Here is a 17,515-nt window from a genome sequence, read left to right on the forward strand (position 1 = left end):
AGTGGAGGAGAATACGTATGCTGACAAAAGAAAAGCTTAAGCAAGCGTTTAAGGGAATGGGAATAAAAGAAGGAATGGTACTTGCTGTTCATACATCACTAGGAAGTGTTGGTTACATTGAAGGTGGGCCAATAATAGTGATAGAAAGTTTATTAAAGATTTTAGGAGACGATGGTACATTAGTTATGCCATCTATGACGAGTGGTGAGGAAGTTTTTGATCCTAAAAAGACACCTACTGATGAGATGGGGATTGTAGCAGAAACATTTTGGAAAATGCCTTTAGTGAAGAGAAGTTCACATCCGAATAGCTCTTTTGCTGCTAAAGGAAAATACGCTGAGGAAATAATATCAGAACAACCCTTAGATGATCCTGAAGGTATTAAAAGCCCGATTGGAAAGGTTTTTCAGCTGAATGGAAGTATTCTATTACTTGGTGTTTCTCACAGTGCCAATACGATGATCCATCTGGCCGAATCATTAAGCAATGTTCCATATAGAATTGCCTCCGATATGCCCGTTCTTAGAGATGGGAAGGTAGAAAAAGTCTCCGTTCCGCTAATCAATCATTGCTGTCAAAACTTTAATAAAATAGAACCATTACTCAAAAGTAGCAACCTACTATCCATCCACCAGATCGGAAATGGTATGGCCCAATTAATGAAGGCTAAAGATGTAGTTGAAACTGCTTGTGAACAACTAAATAAGAATAGGTATTACTTTCTTTGCGAAAGCGACTGTGACGAATGTATGCAAGCGAGAGCATATGTCGCTAATTAATGAGTAATCTACTATTCATACTCCGTTCATATTCACTTCCTACAATAAGGGAAGAAAAGAAATAGGAGGAGATGAATCGTATGTTACGTCCATTCCAAAGACTTGCTAAATATTCTAGTAGCTCAAAAGGTGCGAAGATCGTGATAACGGCTTGGCTTATCGCTGTTGTACTTCTGAGTGCACTAGCCCCATCGGCGAAAGAATATGATGGTAATAGTAAAGAGGGCAGTGTAAAAGGGGACACACCTTCAGAATTCGCTGCCCAAGTATTAAAAGAAGAGTATCCCTCGAATGAAGGGTTAACAGCTCTACTTGTTTTCCATCGTGATAAGACGATTACAGAACAAGATAGAGAAAAAATTACAAAGTTAAGTGAATGGCTTGCATCAGACCAAAAGCCAGAATATATTTCTAGCGCACTACCATATCACCAATTTCCCGCTTCTGTACAAGACCAAATGTTTTCAGAAGATGGTACAACATTATTGTTTAATTTGTCATTACAGGCTGACTTAGATTCAGGCCTTGCAAATGAGACGATGGAAAAAATCAGGGAACAGGTAAAAGCGATTGGTATCGATGATGGTATGCAATTTGAAATTACTGGTCCTGCTGGGATCTCTGCCGATACCACTCTATTGTTTAGGAATGCTGACTTTGTCTTAATGTTGGCGACGATTGTTTTGATATTCATTATTTTAATCATTATTTATCGTTCGCCATTACTAGCGATTACACCTCTGATCATCGCCGGGATTGTATATGGAGTGGTTGATAGAGTACTAGGACTGGCTGGTAAAAATGAATGGTTCGCTGTTGATAGTTCAGCAGTTTCTATTATGCTCGTATTATTGTTTGCTGTCTTAACCGATTATAGCCTCTTTATCTTTTCCCGTTACAGGGAGGAATTAAGGAAGCAAGCATCGAAATATGGTTCAATGGAAGAGGCAATGCATCACGTATCTGAACCGATTACGTTTAGCGGTGGGACGGTATTCTTGGCGATGCTGACATTATTCGTCACTGTATTTGAGCCATACAACCATTTTGCTCCAGTGTTTTCGGTTGCAGTAATCGTAATTTTACTTGCTGGCTTAACGCTAATCCCAAGCATCTTTGCTTTAATGGGAAGAAAAGCATTCTGGCCATTTGTTCCGAAGGTTGAAAAGGATGCAAAACACAAGGTTGGTGTATGGTCGAAAATAAGTAAGCAAGTAATGAAAAGACCTGCATTATTAGCTGGTAGCTTACTAATAGTCTTGCTAATTGGTGCCTTTAATTTTACATCAGTAAAGTATTCCTTTAACTTGTTGAACTCATTTCCAGAGGATATCTCATCACGTCAAGGATTTGAACTATTAGAAGAGCATTATCCAGCTGGTCAATTGGCACCTTTGACAGTGATTTTACAAAAGGAAAAAGAAATAGATGTGAATGAAGCATTTTTACAAAAAGTAAAAGAGTTGAAGGAAGATTTAGAGGGGAAAAGCGGTATCAGTTCCGTAACAACTGCTATTCCGGATGATGCAAATGAACTTCCGCGTAATTTTTTAGCGGAGTCGAAAAAGGCAGTACGTCTTCAAGTTATATTGGACGATAATCCATATGAACAGGATGCGTTAGATACGGTTCAGAAGCTCCGTGATTCAGAAGAAGAACTAATCAAGAACAGTGGTTTTTCAATAAACGATTACGAGCTTCAATATGCTGGTCAAACAGCACAGCAGCTTGATGTAAAGCAAATGAACCAGCGTGATATGATTATCTTATTTTCACTTGTAACAGTGTTGCTGACTGTTATCCTTGGATTCCAAACGAAGTCAGTGCTCATGCCAATTTTGATGATGTCAACAATCCTATTATCATACTTCGCATCATTAGGATTTGGTTGGTGGATTTTCAAACATCTGATGGGCTTTGACGCAATTAGTTATCGATTACCTGTATACACTTTTGTCTTCATGGTCGCACTTGGAATTGATTATAATATCATGCTCGTTTCACGAATTAGAGAAGAAGCAAGAATACATCCGTGGAAAGAAGCAGTTGGCCGTGGCGTTGCTTTAACAGGAGGCGTCATATCATCAGCAGGATTGATATTAGCAGCGACATTTGCGGTCCTTATGACACAGCCTTTGCAAGAACTCTTTTTATTCGGCTTCACAATGGCCTTGGGAATTTTACTTGATACATTCCTGATAAGGGGGATCTTCCTACCAGCGATTTTAATATTGACGCATAAAAAGGATGAAAAAACTAAACTAAGCACACAAACAGAATGGAAAGCATGACCCTTTGATATATTATTCAGTTAGATGCGTTTTGAATGCTTACATTCAAAACGCATTTATTTTTGATTTCATTAGCGGCAGTAAGGTAAAGTAAATAGAAGGAGTGATCGTGATGCAAACACATATATTGGTTACGGATGACGACCCACATATTCGTGAATTACTGCGCTTTTATCTGCAACAAGAGCGCTATATAGTTATCGAGGCTGAAGATGGTCTACAGGCCTCGGCACTGCTTGAAACAGAGCAAGTTCACTTGGCTGTTGTCGATGTGATGATGCCTGAAAAAAATGGCTGGGAACTTTGTGAAGAAATTCGTAAATATTATGATATTCCCGTCATATTACTAACTGCAAAAGGCGAGATGGAGGATAAAGCAAAAGGATTTTTATCGGGAACCGATGATTATATGGTCAAACCATTTGAGCCGGAAGAATTACTTTTCAGAATCCGCGCATTGCTTAGACGTTACCAAATAGTTTCTGAAAATATTATCACGATGGGAAGTACTGTAATTGATCGCAATAATTATCAAGTAAAAGTGGGAGAGCAGCACTTTACATTGCCGCTGAAGGAATTCGAATTACTCTCTCAGCTTGCTAGCCAGCCGGATCGGACATATACCCGGGATCAGCTCTTACAACTTGTGTGGGGTAATGATTTCGAAGGTGATAGTAGAACGATTGATGTTCATATAAAAAGACTAAGAGAACGATTCCGTAGCCTAACAGAAGACTTTCAGATCGTCACAATTAGAGGACTTGGCTATAAACTTGTGGTAAATGGAAAATGAAATCACTTTACTTTAGAATCGTTGCTACCTTTGCTTTAGTAGCACTTGTCAGCGGTTTAATTGCATTTTTATTGTCCAATCTTTATTATCATGCGAAGTTGAAAGATTTTAATGAGAAAAAAATACTAGAAATCTCCCGTGAAATCGTTTATTTAAATGATCATAGTGAACTATCGATAAATGAATTTTTAACAAGCATTGCTGATATGAACTTTCAGTTATACTTGGTTGATCAAAACCTTAAAGGGACACATTATGGAGATGAATTTCGTAACTATGATTTGGATGAAAAAGTTATCAAATCCATTTTGAAGGGAAATACGTATTACGGTATAACTAACTTCCAAAGCAATTTATTTGTAACAGGTTTCTTCAAGGATAATTTGGAAAACAGCATTGGCATTCCCATTACGGTTAATGGGCAGACAGAGGCATTATTCGTACGTCCTAATGTCGAAAAGCAATTCGGTGAAATGCGGATTGTGTTTAGCTTACTACTGGGAATCACCTTTTTATTAAGTCTTGTACTTATATTTGTATTTACTACCTTTCTCGTACGTCCAATTAAAAAACTAATGAAAGCAACCCGAAAAATTGCTAGTGGAAATTATCATGTCCAGCTCGAGAGCAATCGATCTGATGAAATTGGTGCACTTGCGAATGACTTTGGGAAAATGGCTAAGTCATTGCAAAAATTAGACGAAATGCGCCAAGAATTTGTTTCGAATGTATCGCATGAAATTCAGTCTCCACTTACATCGATTCAAGGTTTTACGAAAGCAATTCGGACAGAGGCCGTTTCAAAAGAAGAAGCAGACCGTTATTTATCGATTATTGAACAGGAAAGTAGTCGCTTATCTTCACTTAGCAAGCAGCTATTGATGCTTTCATCGCTAGATAAACAGGTGAAAGCTATAAGTAAAACGGAATTTAGGCTAGATGAACAAATACGTGAGGTAATTCTTGTGGCTGAATGGCAGTGGAGCCAAAAAAACATTGAAATGAAACTTGATCTACCAAGGATAGTGATTCATGCGGATGAGCAGTTATTGTTCCAAGTATGGATGAACTTAATTACGAATAGTATTAAATTTACAGATGAAAATGGCGCTATATATGTTGCGGTTGTTGTGGATGAAGATATTGTTGTGACTGTAAGGGATACAGGAGCAGGTATACAAGAAGAAGCTCTTCCACATATTTTCGATCGTTTTTATATGGGAGATAAATCAAGAAACAGAACGAAATCTGGAAGTGGTTTAGGCCTGTCGGTTGTGAAAAAAATCGTCGACATTCACGATGGATCTGTAGATGTTGTAAGTAAATTAGCTGAAGGAACGGAATTTATTATTAGACTACCAAGATAATAAAGTCCATAGATTATGTTTGAGGGCTAATCGGTTTTGTCTGACGGCAATAGAATGTTTTCGCGGTTAATAATGAAAGAAATTTAGTATATTTGACGCATTAAACTGCAATAAATTTATACTTAGTGGCCTAAAATGGTGAAAATAAATAATGAAAAACTTTCTGGTAAGGGATAGTGGCGCGTTAATATTTAAAAATAACTACAATGCTGACAGTTAAAATGAGAACGATTGTTATAAGCAATATCATGATAAACATGTTTAGGCCACCTATATTTTTGATCACGCCACCTTTCTTTTCGAGATCGTTTAATTGCTTAACCAATTTCCGACCACTAATACTAATAGAAATAATTGAAAATAAAATGGTTACTCCGCCGAATTGATTCATAAAGTTGAAATAGAATGGCTTAGTTGCTTCACCAAAGTTCACTGAAATCATCATAAAAAAGCCACTTATCAAAACGAAAATTGCGCTCGGATGTATGAGAATATGAATGATTTGTATGATTTTCTTTAAAATTATTGACAGTTCTTTGGAACCAAGATGTTTTTTCATCATCAATAAAGTCAAAGTAAAAGCTACCAGTGAACCAATCCAAACTGTAACCCCTGTAAAATGTAAAAATAGCCAGAATTTGAACATAATTTCTCCTCCTCAGCATAATCATAGCGATGTAATATGAATAACGGATGAACAAATAAAGCAAAATCGGTAGTAAAAGCCCTATAATCGGTAGTAAACTATAAAAGAGCGGTAGTAAATATACAATTAGCAGTAGTAAACGCCGGAAAGTCGCTAGTAAACTGATAAATAATCAATAGGATATTCATTATTTTTAGGCTCATTCTCAAAGGAGGAATGTAAGTATGTTAAGTAAATCTATAGTCGAGGATGTATTGACAGCCGCTTTGTCTACGGGTGGTGATTTTGCAGAGGTGTTCGTGGAGGATCGCTTTACGAATAATATGACGCTTCAAGAAGGTAAGGTTGATCGAAGTGTTTCTGGACGAGATGCGGGTGTCGGAATCCGTGTATTTAATGGTTTTCAAAGTGTATACGCATACACGACGGATTTTTCACACCCAGGTCTGCTAAAGGCAGCGAAAAATGCAGCGCATGCGATAAAAGGAGACGGCCAGCACACTATTACGGCGCTTAAACAAGAAACGATCGAACCATTACATAAAATTCTGCAAATGCCGCGTACCATCGAAAACGGGCGCAAAGTGGCCGTGATGAAAAAAGCTTATGAGATCGCGAAAAACTATCACTCAAGTATTAAACAAGCGACCATCCATTATATGGATAGCGAACAAAATATACTAATTGCGAATTCAGAAGGCAAGTTCGTCGAAGATACGCGGGTAAGAAGTCGGATGGCGATCCAAGCAATTGCATCGGATGGAACGCAAATGCAGCCGGGCTTCTATGGTCCTGGTGCCTATCAAGGATTCGAGTTTTTCGAATCCCTTAACCTAGAACATTATGCAAGTGAAGCAGCGCGAATTGCAGTAACAATGCTTGATGCGGAAGAATGTCCGAGTGGGAAATTCCCAGTTATTATCGATAATGAGTTTGGCGGTGTTATTTTTCACGAAGCATGTGGACACGGATTAGAAGCCACTGCTGTTGCGAAAAATAATTCTGTGTTTGCGAACCGAATTGGCGAAAAGGTAGCACCGGATATCGTGACCTACATCGATGATGGCACAATAACAAATGAATGGGGTTCCTTAAATATAGATGACGAAGGTGAAAAAACGAGGAAAAACGTCTTGATTGAAAACGGGATATTAAAAGGCTATTTGATTGATAAATTTAATGGACGGCGCATGGGTATGGATGCAACTGGCTCAAGTAGAAGAGAGTCATACCGTTTTAATCCGACTTCACGCATGACGAATACGTATATTGCATCAGGTAAATCGACACCAGAAGAAATCATTTCATCTACAGAACATGGACTGTATGCCAAGTATATGGGCGGAGGCTCAGTGAATACGGCGACAGGCGATTATAACTTTGCAATTATGGAAGCTTATATGGTTAAAAACGGGAAAATCGGCAAGCCAGTCAAAGGGGCAACATTGATCGGTAATGGAGCGAAAACATTACAGCTTGTCGACATGGTCGGTAATAATCTTGCTCACGGAGCGGGGATGTGTGGCTCTGTCAGCGGTAGTCTTCCAGTCAATGTCGGCCAGCCAATGATTCGTGTGAGTGAAATAACTGTCGGTGGAACGAAGGGGGAGTAATTGGATGAAAATTGAAAAGTTTCAAGAAATGCTTCTAGGAAACGGGCTAGGCTTCGGTTTTGAAGATATGGAGATCTATTATGAAAAATCAAATCGGTTCGCCTGTGAGATTTATAAAGGGGAACTCGACCATTACGAAACAGCGGAAAATGGTGGACTATCATTTCGGGGTCTTTATAATGGAAAAATGGGCTATGCTTACACCGAAAAATTTGATGAGTCTTCCATTACTTATTTACTTGAAAAGGCGAAAGCAAATGCGGAAGTAGTCGAGGAAGAGGAGCAAGATGATATTTTCGGAGGCAGCGATGATTATGAAGAAAGAGATTTTTATTCAGAAAGTTTGGATATGGTTTCGATTCCTGAAAAAATTTCTTTTCTGAAAGAAGTGGAAAGTAAGGTTACAAGCTACGACCCGCGTATCGTCTCACTTAATTCTTGTAAGATGATGGAGCAATCGAAAGAACGTGTTCTCGCAAATAGCAGAGCTCTTGTTTTACACGAACGAAAAAATTACCTCGCTGTCGTGTTATCAGTTGTAGTAAAACAGGAAGAGGAAACGAAAAGCGGATTCACGATTAAAATAACAAAGGATTTCTCTACATTAAATGCAGATGAAATAGCAAAAGAAGCGGCGGAAGAAGCTTTGTCCTATCTTGGTGAAAAATCAATCGCTAGCAAAAGATATCCAGTTATTTTTCGTAATGATGCCGCGGCAAGTTTGTTAGCGACATTTGTATCGGTATTTTCAGCGGAGGTTGCGCAAAAAGGTCGGTCATTATTAGAAGGAAAAAATGGAACATTGATTGCAGGTGAGCATATTACGATCAAAGATGATCCCTTTCATGAGGAAGGCTTCGATAGCAGGAATTTCGATGGTGAAGGCGTAGCGTCAAAAACATGTACGATCATCGAAAAAGGAATATTAAAGACCATGCTTCACAATCGCAAAACAGCGAAAAAAGAAGGTGTGGAAACAACAGGTCACGCATATAAGTCATCATATAAAGGGACCTTGACGGTTGCGCCGTCTAACTTTTATATCGAACCAGGTGAGAAAAAGCATGAGGAATTAGTGAGCGCACAGAAGGAAGCTGTCATCATCACTAAGCTTGCAGGTCTGCACTCTGGAGCTAATGCCGTTTCAGGAGATTTCTCCGTTGCAGCAAACGGCTTTTATGTGAAAGAGGGTAAGGTAGAAACAGCTGTGAAGCAAATGACGATTGCCGGTAATTTCTTTGAACTATTGAAAGAAATAGAGGAAGTCGGATCTGACCTTTATTTTTCAACAAGTGGAATTGGATCTCCATCGCTATTACTTAAAGGATTATCAGTAACTGTAGATTAAATATTTCACAAAAGGGGGTGTCCAAAAAGTCATATAATTGGCTTTTTAGGAGCCCCTCTCCATTTTATCCTCTTCGCGAAAAAGGCACGACCTGACCTGGTCATTGGGCGCCATTCGAATGCCCCTCCCTGCAAAAAAAGCAGGGTTAAGGTAAATCGAACGTCTCCCGAATGCCTCTCCCTGCGAAAAGAGCAGGGTTAAGGTAAATCGAACGCCATTCGAATGCCCCTCCGAGCGAAAAAAGCATGCCTAAGGTAAATCGACCGTTATTCGAATGCCCCTTCGAGCGAAAAGAGCAGGGTTAAGGTAAATCGAACGCCATTCGAATGCCCCTCCCTGCAAAAAAAGCAGGCCTAAGGTAAATCGAACGTCTCCCGAATGCCTCTCCCTGCGAAAAGAGCAGGGTTAAGGTAAATCGAACGCCATTCGAATGCCCCTCCGAGCAAAAAAAGCATGCCTAAGGTCAATTGAACGTTATCCGAATGCCCCTCCCAGCGAAAAAAGCAGGGTTAAGGTAAATCGAACGCCATTCGAATGCCCCTCCCTGCGAAAAAAGCAGGCCCAAGGTAAATCAAATGTTTTCCGAATGCCCTCCCAGCGAAAAGAGCAGGACTATGGTCAATTGAACACGCCCCACTACAATCAATTTACATTTTTTTAAAGTCAGAGCAAGATGAAAAATCAGCCAAAAGCCGTTTTAACGATTTTCCTACTTATCGGACAGCTCCTTTTGTGTGTAGAATATATATTACTAATAACGGAATATTTAGTATTTAGAACTATATCTCATTAAAATGGGAAGAAATAAAGATAGGAGTGAGCTGAATATAATCAGCGCTAAACCGGTAGTAAGCATGGATAAAGAGATTTTATTCAGTAAGAAAAGTCCCAATATCCACAGTGGCAGGACGGTAAGTAAAGATACGACAATCCTAGAGGAAAAAGCTATCTTATGCCATGTACCACATTGCCTGCATTGAATAGGTTTGTATGCTAAATAAAGCGATATTAATAGTTGCTTCCATTTAAATTTGGTTTTACATTTATCACATTTCTGCATATTTCTTTCACACTCTCCTATTGTTTGGTATTAGCCACTATCCCATTTTACATGAATCCCACCATACATATTGCTTAGTTGTATTCCTATTTTGCCGACAATAATCCTCACTATATAGACGGCTTATTCATGTGAAATGTTGCATAGATCCTCCTTTATTTCATAAAAGTATAGAAAATATAAAAAGTATCTGTTATATTATATATATAACAGACGAGAGGGAGTGCAAAATGCCAACAATTAACTGGGGGTTGATCGCGCCATTGCTGGTGATTCAATTTATTTTACTTGTAATTGCGTTAGTTGATTTGAAAAAACAAGAGCAGGCAAATGGACCAAAATGGATTTGGGTACTTGTCATTTTGTTAGGAAATCTTCTAGGACCAATTATTTATTTTGTATTTGGAAGGGGTAAGGACAGATGAATGTGTTAGAAATAAACAACCTGTCAAAGCTATATAAAAATAAAAAAGCTGTGCAAAATATTGAGTTTGCGCTTGAATCGGGAAAGTGTACCGCTTTACTTGGACCAAATGGAGCGGGGAAAACAACGACATTGAATATGATTGCCGGTTTGCTTACTTCAACAACGGGAAATATTCAATCACCACTTCTTGAATCAAAGCAAGATCTTCGCAGATTAATCGGATTTTTACCGCAATATCCGTCTTTTTACGGCTGGATGAGTGGAGAAGAATACATGATGTTTGCTGGTGAAGTTTGCGGATTAGCTAAAAAGGAAGCTAAGACGAGAACGGAATCCCTTTTACAGCTAGTCGGTTTGGAGGACGGGAAGAAGCGGAAAATAAGTCAATACTCGGGTGGGATGAGGCAAAGACTTGGCATTGCACAAGCACTTATTCACAAACCTAAACTTATTTTGCTGGATGAACCGGTGTCTGCACTTGACCCATTCGGTAGAAGAGAAGTGTTAGAACTCATGAAGAGGTTAAAAGATGAGACAACGATTTTATTTTCCACTCATATTTTAAATGATGCAGAGGAAGTCAGTGATCATGTTTTATTTATGAATGAGGGGAAAATAATTGAAGCAGGTAGTTTGCAAGATGTGAAGCGAAGAAATGCGGAGAATATGATCAACCTACAATTTGCACAAGTTGCTTCGAACTATACTCATCTTTTTAATGAATACGAAGTGAATGTTAACGGCGCTACACTTGTACTTCGCGTGCAAGATATAGAGGAAGCCAAAAACGATATCCTACAAATCATTCTTCGTGAACAATTGCCACTTATCAAATTTGAAATGAGTGACGCTTCATTAGAAGAGATCTTTATGAAAGTGGTGAAAAAATGAATCAATTTCAAGTTCTTTTTAAAAAGGAATGGCTGGAAGCAACTCGGGACTTTAAGTGGATATGGATACCGCTTGTTTTTATCATCCTCGGCATTATGGAACCATTAACGGCTTATTATACACCACAAATCATCGAAGAATTTGGAGACTTGCCTCCAGGAACGGTCATCGAAATACCACTTCCAACAGCAGGAGAGGTGCTCGTGCGGACAGCGAGTCAACTGAATTTATTTGGTGTCCTAGTCATTATTTTGGCATTTATGGGGATTCTTGCTGGAGAAAGAAAATCAGGTACGGCGGCGATGATTCTCGTAAAACCAGTTTCCTATCATGCGTTCGTTGGAGCCAAATGGCTTCACGGAGCGGTTCTCATAGGTGTTTCTTATTTACTTGGAATGCTAGCATCCTGGTATTATACGTATCAATTATTCGATTTAGTGAAGGTGTCAGACTTTTTTATGGGGACGATGACGTTTGGCATTTTTCTTCTATTCATTTTTACGCTCACTTTATTTTTCAGTAGCTTTAGTTCGAAGTCAGGAATCGCTGCATTTGCAACGCTAGGGACAGTCATTGTTTTAACGATGATCTCATCCTTATTACCGGAGAAATTTAACTGGACTCCTTTCGGGTTAACCGTATATGCAAGTAAGCTTTGGATGGGTGATCAAGAAGTATCTGGAAAAATATATATTGCCTTTATCGTAACAGTTGCTATGATGGCTTTATTAACATTCCTTTCTATTCGGATATTTAAGCGGAAAGAATTGGCTTAACTGAAAAGAGGTGCCAGCTTGGAAAAGAAAACTGCACTCATTGTGGGTGTAACTGGTCTTGTGGGAAACGAGCTACTCCGTATACTTCTAAAATCAGAAAAATATAAGGAAGTCATTGCGCTTGGGAGGAGAACAATAAATGTTTCCCATCCGAAATTAACGGAAATCCTAGTTGATTTTGAAAAGTTAGGTGATTATGCGAGCAGCTTCATTGCAGACGATATTTTTTGCTGCTTAGGAACGACTATCAAGAAAGCAAAGACGAAGGAAGCGATGTATCAAGTAGATGTTGAATATCCCTTAATGATTGCGAAGCTTGCTCATACAAGCGGCGCGAAGCAATTTCTAGTAATTAGTGCGCTGAATGCCAATCCTCAATCGTCACTTTTCTATTCGAAAATGAAAGGCGAATTAGAGCAGAAACTAGCGGAAATTTCATATGAGGCTATATCAATACTACGTCCGTCACTATTACTCGGCGAGCGGGATGAATTTAGGTTAGGTGAGAGATTAGCAGGGGTAATGCTTAAAATGATACCATTTTTATTTAAAGGTCCATTGAAAAAGTACAAAGCAATCTATGGGAAAGATGTTGCATTGGCTATGTATGCAATTGCGCAATTGAATAAACGAGGAGTGGCGGTTTATACATCAGAACAACTAGATTTACTCTCGAAATAACAATAGAACCAAGACAGTCTTAAGTGGCAGTCTTGGTTCTATTGTTATTAAGTTGTTTGCTAAAGATTTTCTGAACAAGTAATCACGCTTTCGACTCGATAGTGCGGCATATGCTAAGATATGAGTAATTGACTGACTTAAAAATGTGTAAGCTAATCGTGCTTTTTTAATATAAATATATCTTATCGAGGGGACACACAATGAAAGTAAAATTAGAAGATGTTGCAAAAGCTGCAGGGGTATCTCCAACTACCGTATCTCGAGTATTAAATAATAGGGGATATATTAGTGATCAAACAAGAGCAAAAGTGGAGAGTGCGATAGAAGAATTAAATTATTATCCGAATGACGTAGCTAGGTCTCTATTCAAAAAAAGAACTAATTTTATTGGCTTAATATTACCAACAGTTAGTAATCCTTTTTTTGGTGAATTAGCACTATATATTGAAAACCATTGCTCTGAATTAGGGTATAAGATTATTCTTTGTAATAGTAATGGTCAAATTGATAAAGAAAAGGCATATTCGACGATGCTTATAAGGCATCAAGTAGATGGAATAATTGTTTGCTCGTATAATAGGGGAATAGACACGTATAAGCATCCAAAGCTCCCTATTGTTGCGATTGATCACTATTTAGCACCCACTATACCAGTAGTAGGTTCTGATAATTATGCTGGCGGAAAGTTAGCTGTCCAACATTTAATCGATCAAGGGTGTAAATCAATTATTCATATTAATGGTCCCATAGAATTAGAAACACCTGCCCACTTTAGAAGAAAAGCATACGAAGATCTTGTGGAAAATCCAATTAATTACGCACTTCCATTTGATGTAGATAGGATTGCATTCATTAGAAAAATTTTAAAGGATGTTCCTGAAATAGATGGGATATTTGCTAGTGATGATATGATTGCAGCTGCATGTTTACAGGTTGCCAGGGAATTGAACATACATGTACCTGATCAATTAAAAGTGGTTGGATATGATGGTACTGAAGCAACGATGACCTTATTACCTCAATTAACAACCATTAGACAACCAATTGAAGACATAGCTAAAACGTCTGTTTCAAAATTAACGTATATGATCGATAACTCAAAATATTCAGGGCCGCACGAAACAACGCTGCCTGTAGAATTACTAATTAATGGGACAACATAAGTTTTATCGAAAATTAAAAGGCAGAAATTCCCCATATACTGATGGAAGTCACACTTTATATAAGAAAAAAACTTGTGGAAAAAGTTCCTTTTTTTCTACAAGTTTTTTTACAATCATCTAGGTCAAGCGGTTGACATATGAAAGCGGTTGACATACTATTAGGTTACAAATTAAAAAAGTATTAAAGAGGGAGGATTTATATGGAGACAATAATTCATAAAAAAGTGCATAAAAAAGCTCCAAAGGAAAAGAGAACTTTTATTGATTATATGCGTCAAAACTATATGCTGTATTTGTTCCTAACACCTGCAATAATTTTAACGATTGTTTTTAAATATGTACCTATGTACGGAGCTATTATTTCATTTAAAGATTTTAGTCCGATGAAAGGGATTTGGGGAAGTGAATGGGTGGGATTTGAGCATTTTACTAGATTTCTAACGTCACCCAATTTTGGAGAACTCTTTATGAATACGCTTAAATTAAGCGTTTATGGCCTGGTTTTAGGTTTTCCCGTTCCAATTATATTAGCGTTAATGTTAAATCAAGTGAGAAGATCATCCATCAAAAAAAATATCCAGCTAATATTATATGCACCGAATTTCATTTCGGTTGTTATCATTTGTGGTATGCTGTTTATTTTTCTCTCACCTACAGGCCCAATTAATGCGATATTGTCTTATTTTTTTGATAAACCTATTTCATTTATGTCAGATCCAGAGGCATTCAGAGCCATCTATATTATTTCTGGTATCTGGCAAGGAGCCGGTTGGGCCTCGATTATCTATGTAGCTGCTCTTGCCAATGTAGACCCGCAGTTACATGATGCGGCAACGATTGATGGAGCTTCGCTATTGCAAAGAATATGGCATATCGATCTGCCGACACTAAAACCAATGATGGCTGTATTATTTATTCTTGCCGCTGGTGGAATTATGGGAATTGGTTTTGAAAAAGCATATTTGATGCAAACTGCCATGAATATCCCAACATCTGAAATCATCCCAACCTATGTTTACAAAGTAGGATTACAAGCTGGGGATTACGCATACTCATCTGCAGTAGGATTGTTTAACTCTATTATTAATATAATCTTGTTAGTGTTTGTTAATTTTGTTGTGAAAAAATTGAGTGAAGGCGAAAGTCTTTATTAAAGGAGGGAAATTTGAGCGTATGTTCCATACAAAGAAAGATAAGCTTTTACTTTTCATTAATAAAATCCTATTAATTGGAATGGTATTGGTCATTATATTACCGTTACTTTATGTTCTATTGGCTTCATTTTTAGACCCAAGCGTATTGCTAAGTAAAGGAATATCATTTAATCCGGTTGATTGGACCATTGAAGGTTATGTGAGAATAATGCAGGATGGTGCAATTATTAGAGGCTTTTTTAATGCCATTCTCTATTCAGTCGGTTTCACTCTTGCAACTGTTATCGTTTCAATCTTTGCCGGTTATCCATTGGCAGTTGATGGATTAGTAGGGAAAAAAGTCATTATGGTATTTTTTCTCTTTACTATGTTTTTCGGTGGCGGTTTGATTCCTACATACCTAGTCATTAAGAACTTAGGAATGCTTAACAGTATATGGGCGATCATCTTGCCAGGTGCTGTAAGTGTGTGGAATATCATATTGGCTAGAACCTTTTTTAAAAGTATTCCAAAAGAACTGAACGAAGCTGCAAAAATTGATGGAGCGACAGATATACAAATATTTTTTAAGATCGTTCTCCCGTTATCAAAACCAATCATTTTTGTACTAGCTTTATATTCTTTTGTCGGTCAGTGGAATTCATTTTTCGATGCGATGATTTATTTAGAAGATCCGAAGATGCACCCATTGCAATTAGTGTTAAGATCGATTCTTATTCAAAATGAAGTACAACCTGGAATGATTAATGATCAGCTTGCGATGGCAGAACTGAGTAAAATCTCGGAAAAAATTAAATACTCTTCCATTATACTTTCAAGTTTGCCTTTAATTATTATGTATCCTTTCTTCCAAAAATATTTTGAAAAAGGCGTTATGGTAGGGTCATTAAAATAAAAAATGGGGGTTTATGATGAAAAATATGTACAAGGTATTTTCTACACTTATTATTGCGGGAGTAATGATGGCGGGTTGTAGTAGTAAGAGTGATACTTCATCAAAGGATTATGAACTTAAGGATGTCACTTTTCCATTAGAAGAAAAAGTAACATTGAAATTTATGACGCAAAGTTCACCGCTTGCATCTACAGATCCTAATGAAAAGTTAATTTATCAGCGCTTAGAGGAAAAAACAGGCGTGACCATTGATTGGAAAAACTACACAAGTGATTCCTTTGCTGAGAAGAGAAACTTAGCGGTTGCCAGTGGGGAATTACCGGATGCGATTATTGATTCCGGATATGGCGATTATGATCTGTTAAAACTGGGAGGAGATGGCACAATCGTTCCAGTTGAAGATCTGATTGAGAATTATATGCCGAATTTGAAAAAGGTTCTGGATACTAAACCAGAATACCGAGCGATGATTACCGCCCCAGACGGACATATTTATGCTTTCCCATGGATTGAGGAATTGGGTGCTGGAAAAGAGAGTATTCATTCTGTAGATGATTTTCCGTGGATTAATGTGGAATGGTTAGATAACTTAGGATTGGATATGCCGACTACAACAGAAGAATTGAAAGAAGTTTTGATAGCATTTAAAACCCAAGATCCAAACGGTAATGGTGAAGCGGATGAAATTCCGATGTCATTCATTATTAATGGTGGTGGAGAAGATTTGACGTTCTTATTTGGCTCTTTTGGTATAGGAGATAATTGGGACCATACAGTCGTCACGAATGATGGACAGGTAGTATTTACGGCCGCCCAAGATGATTATAAAGAAGCAATGAAATACTTTAATGATTTGTACAAAGAAGGCCTAATGGATGAAGAAGCCTTTGAACAGGACTGGAATACATATCTTGCTAAAGGTAAAAGTGAAAAATATGGTCTGTATTTCACGTGGGATAAAGGGAATATTTCAGGCATGAATGATAAATATGAATTGATGGCGCCGCTTGCAGGTCCTTCTGGTGAAACAAATGTAACTCGTACAAATGGAATGGGATTTGATAGAGGACGCATGGTTATTACTAGTGCCAATAAAAACTTGGAATTAACAGCAAAGTGGATCGACGAGCTGTACGAACCACTTCAGTCTGTTCAGAGTAACTGGGGTACCTATGGTGATGAAGAGCAGCAAAATATTTTCGAACTTGATAAAAGTACTGGGATGTTAAAACATCTTCCACTTAATGGAGCTGCGCCTGTTGAATTAAGACAAAAAACTCAAATCGGCGGACCATTAGCGATTCTTGATGAATATTATGGCGTCGTTACAACTAAGCCAGATGATGCAGCTTGGAGATTAGATTTGATGAAAGAAGTAATGGTTCCACATATGAAAGCAGACAATATCTATCCAAAAGTATTCTTTTCTATAGATGAACTAAAAGAACTATCAAAGATCGAAGCAGATTTAATTGCCTATGTTCATAGAAAGCGAGCGGAATGGATTAAATCTGGAAAAGTAGAAGCAGAATGGGCTGATTATTTAGTTGAGTTAAAAAGACTCGGATTAGATAAATGGCTGAAGATTAAACAAGACGGATACAACAGAAATGTGAACTAACTTAGGAGGA

16 protein-coding genes are annotated in these 17,515 nt (G+C 37.9%); 14 read left to right on the forward strand and 2 right to left on the reverse strand.

The window, feature by feature from the left end:
• The first annotated feature begins 17 nt into the window (after window positions 1-17).
• From MHB53_RS18295 to MHB53_RS18310, 4 genes are all read left to right on the forward strand, one after another.
• Entirely contained in the window at window positions 18-779 is a 762-nt protein-coding gene (locus tag MHB53_RS18295) for an AAC(3) family N-acetyltransferase (protein WP_340921060.1), read from the forward strand.
• A 71-nt stretch (window positions 780-850) separates the two neighbouring features.
• Entirely contained in the window at window positions 851-3,070 is a 2,220-nt protein-coding gene (locus tag MHB53_RS18300; protein ID WP_340921062.1) for an MMPL family transporter, read from the forward strand.
• Window positions 3,071-3,179: 109 nt separating this feature from the next.
• Entirely contained in the window at window positions 3,180-3,863 is a 684-nt protein-coding gene (locus tag MHB53_RS18305) for a response regulator transcription factor (RefSeq protein WP_340921064.1), read from the forward strand.
• A complete protein-coding gene (locus tag MHB53_RS18310) occupies window positions 3,860-5,230 on the forward strand; it encodes a sensor histidine kinase (protein ID WP_340921065.1) in 1,371 nt (456 codons plus the stop codon). The genes MHB53_RS18305 and MHB53_RS18310 overlap by 4 nt, the downstream gene beginning before the upstream one ends.
• Before the next feature lie 184 nt (window positions 5,231-5,414).
• Here MHB53_RS18310 and MHB53_RS18315 read toward each other — a convergent pair whose 3' ends face one another.
• The gene (locus MHB53_RS18315) at window positions 5,415-5,876 is read right to left on the reverse strand and encodes a hypothetical protein (RefSeq protein ID WP_340921067.1); all 462 of its coding nucleotides are present in this window, start codon (window positions 5,874-5,876) and stop codon (window positions 5,415-5,417) included.
• A gap of 224 nt (window positions 5,877-6,100) precedes the next feature.
• Between MHB53_RS18315 and MHB53_RS18320 the strand changes: the two genes are divergently transcribed.
• Entirely contained in the window at window positions 6,101-7,489 is a 1,389-nt protein-coding gene (locus MHB53_RS18320) for a TldD/PmbA family protein (protein ID WP_340921068.1), read from the forward strand.
• 4 nt (window positions 7,490-7,493) lie between these two features.
• Window positions 7,494-8,837 carry a TldD/PmbA family protein gene (locus MHB53_RS18325; protein ID WP_340921070.1) on the forward strand — a complete coding sequence of 448 codons (1,344 nt, stop codon included), beginning with the start codon at window positions 7,494-7,496 and terminating at the stop codon, window positions 8,835-8,837.
• 766 nt (window positions 8,838-9,603) lie between these two features.
• Here MHB53_RS18325 and MHB53_RS26445 read toward each other — a convergent pair.
• Entirely contained in the window at window positions 9,604-9,897 is a 294-nt protein-coding gene (locus tag MHB53_RS26445; RefSeq protein ID WP_445661453.1) for a TIGR04104 family putative zinc finger protein, read from the reverse strand.
• Window positions 9,898-10,127: 230 nt separating this feature from the next.
• Here MHB53_RS26445 and MHB53_RS18330 point away from each other — a divergent pair, with 230 nt between their 5' ends.
• The 8 genes from MHB53_RS18330 to MHB53_RS18365 all read left to right on the forward strand — a co-directional run bounded on the left by MHB53_RS18330 (window position 10,128) and on the right by MHB53_RS18365 (window position 17,505).
• On the forward strand, window positions 10,128-10,322 hold the full coding sequence (locus tag MHB53_RS18330; protein WP_340921072.1) for a PLD nuclease N-terminal domain-containing protein: 195 nt from the start codon (window positions 10,128-10,130) through the stop codon (window positions 10,320-10,322).
• Window positions 10,319-11,215 carry an ABC transporter ATP-binding protein gene (locus MHB53_RS18335; protein ID WP_340921074.1) on the forward strand — a complete coding sequence of 299 codons (897 nt, stop codon included), beginning with the start codon at window positions 10,319-10,321 and terminating at the stop codon, window positions 11,213-11,215. The genes MHB53_RS18330 and MHB53_RS18335 overlap by 4 nt, the downstream gene beginning before the upstream one ends.
• Window positions 11,212-11,991, forward strand: a complete 780-nt coding sequence (locus MHB53_RS18340; RefSeq protein WP_340921076.1) for an ABC transporter permease subunit — start codon at window positions 11,212-11,214, stop codon at window positions 11,989-11,991. Before MHB53_RS18335 ends, MHB53_RS18340 begins: the two co-directional genes overlap by 4 nt.
• 18 nt (window positions 11,992-12,009) lie before the next feature.
• Window positions 12,010-12,672, forward strand: coding sequence for an oxidoreductase (locus tag MHB53_RS18345; RefSeq protein ID WP_340921078.1), 663 nt, complete (start codon window positions 12,010-12,012; stop codon window positions 12,670-12,672).
• Window positions 12,673-12,872: 200 nt separating this feature from the next.
• Window positions 12,873-13,835, forward strand: a complete 963-nt coding sequence (locus MHB53_RS18350; RefSeq protein ID WP_340921080.1) for a LacI family DNA-binding transcriptional regulator — start codon at window positions 12,873-12,875, stop codon at window positions 13,833-13,835.
• Between the two features lie 269 nt (window positions 13,836-14,104).
• Window positions 14,105-14,989 (forward strand): ABC transporter permease, encoded by an 885-nt coding sequence (locus MHB53_RS18355; protein WP_445661534.1) that lies wholly within the window; start codon window positions 14,105-14,107, stop codon window positions 14,987-14,989.
• Window positions 14,990-15,008: 19 nt separating this feature from the next.
• Window positions 15,009-15,884: a carbohydrate ABC transporter permease gene (locus MHB53_RS18360; protein ID WP_340921085.1), complete on the forward strand. Its 876-nt coding sequence runs from the start codon at window positions 15,009-15,011 to the stop codon at window positions 15,882-15,884.
• Between the two features lie 16 nt (window positions 15,885-15,900).
• On the forward strand, window positions 15,901-17,505 hold the full coding sequence (locus tag MHB53_RS18365; RefSeq protein WP_340921087.1) for an ABC transporter substrate-binding protein: 1,605 nt from the start codon (window positions 15,901-15,903) through the stop codon (window positions 17,503-17,505).
• Window positions 17,506-17,515: the final 10 nt, after the last annotated feature.

Origin of the sequence: Bacillus sp. FSL K6-3431, from assembly GCF_038002605.1 — a bacterium.
Taxonomy (GTDB): Bacteria; Bacillota; Bacilli; order Bacillales; family Bacillaceae_C; genus Lederbergia.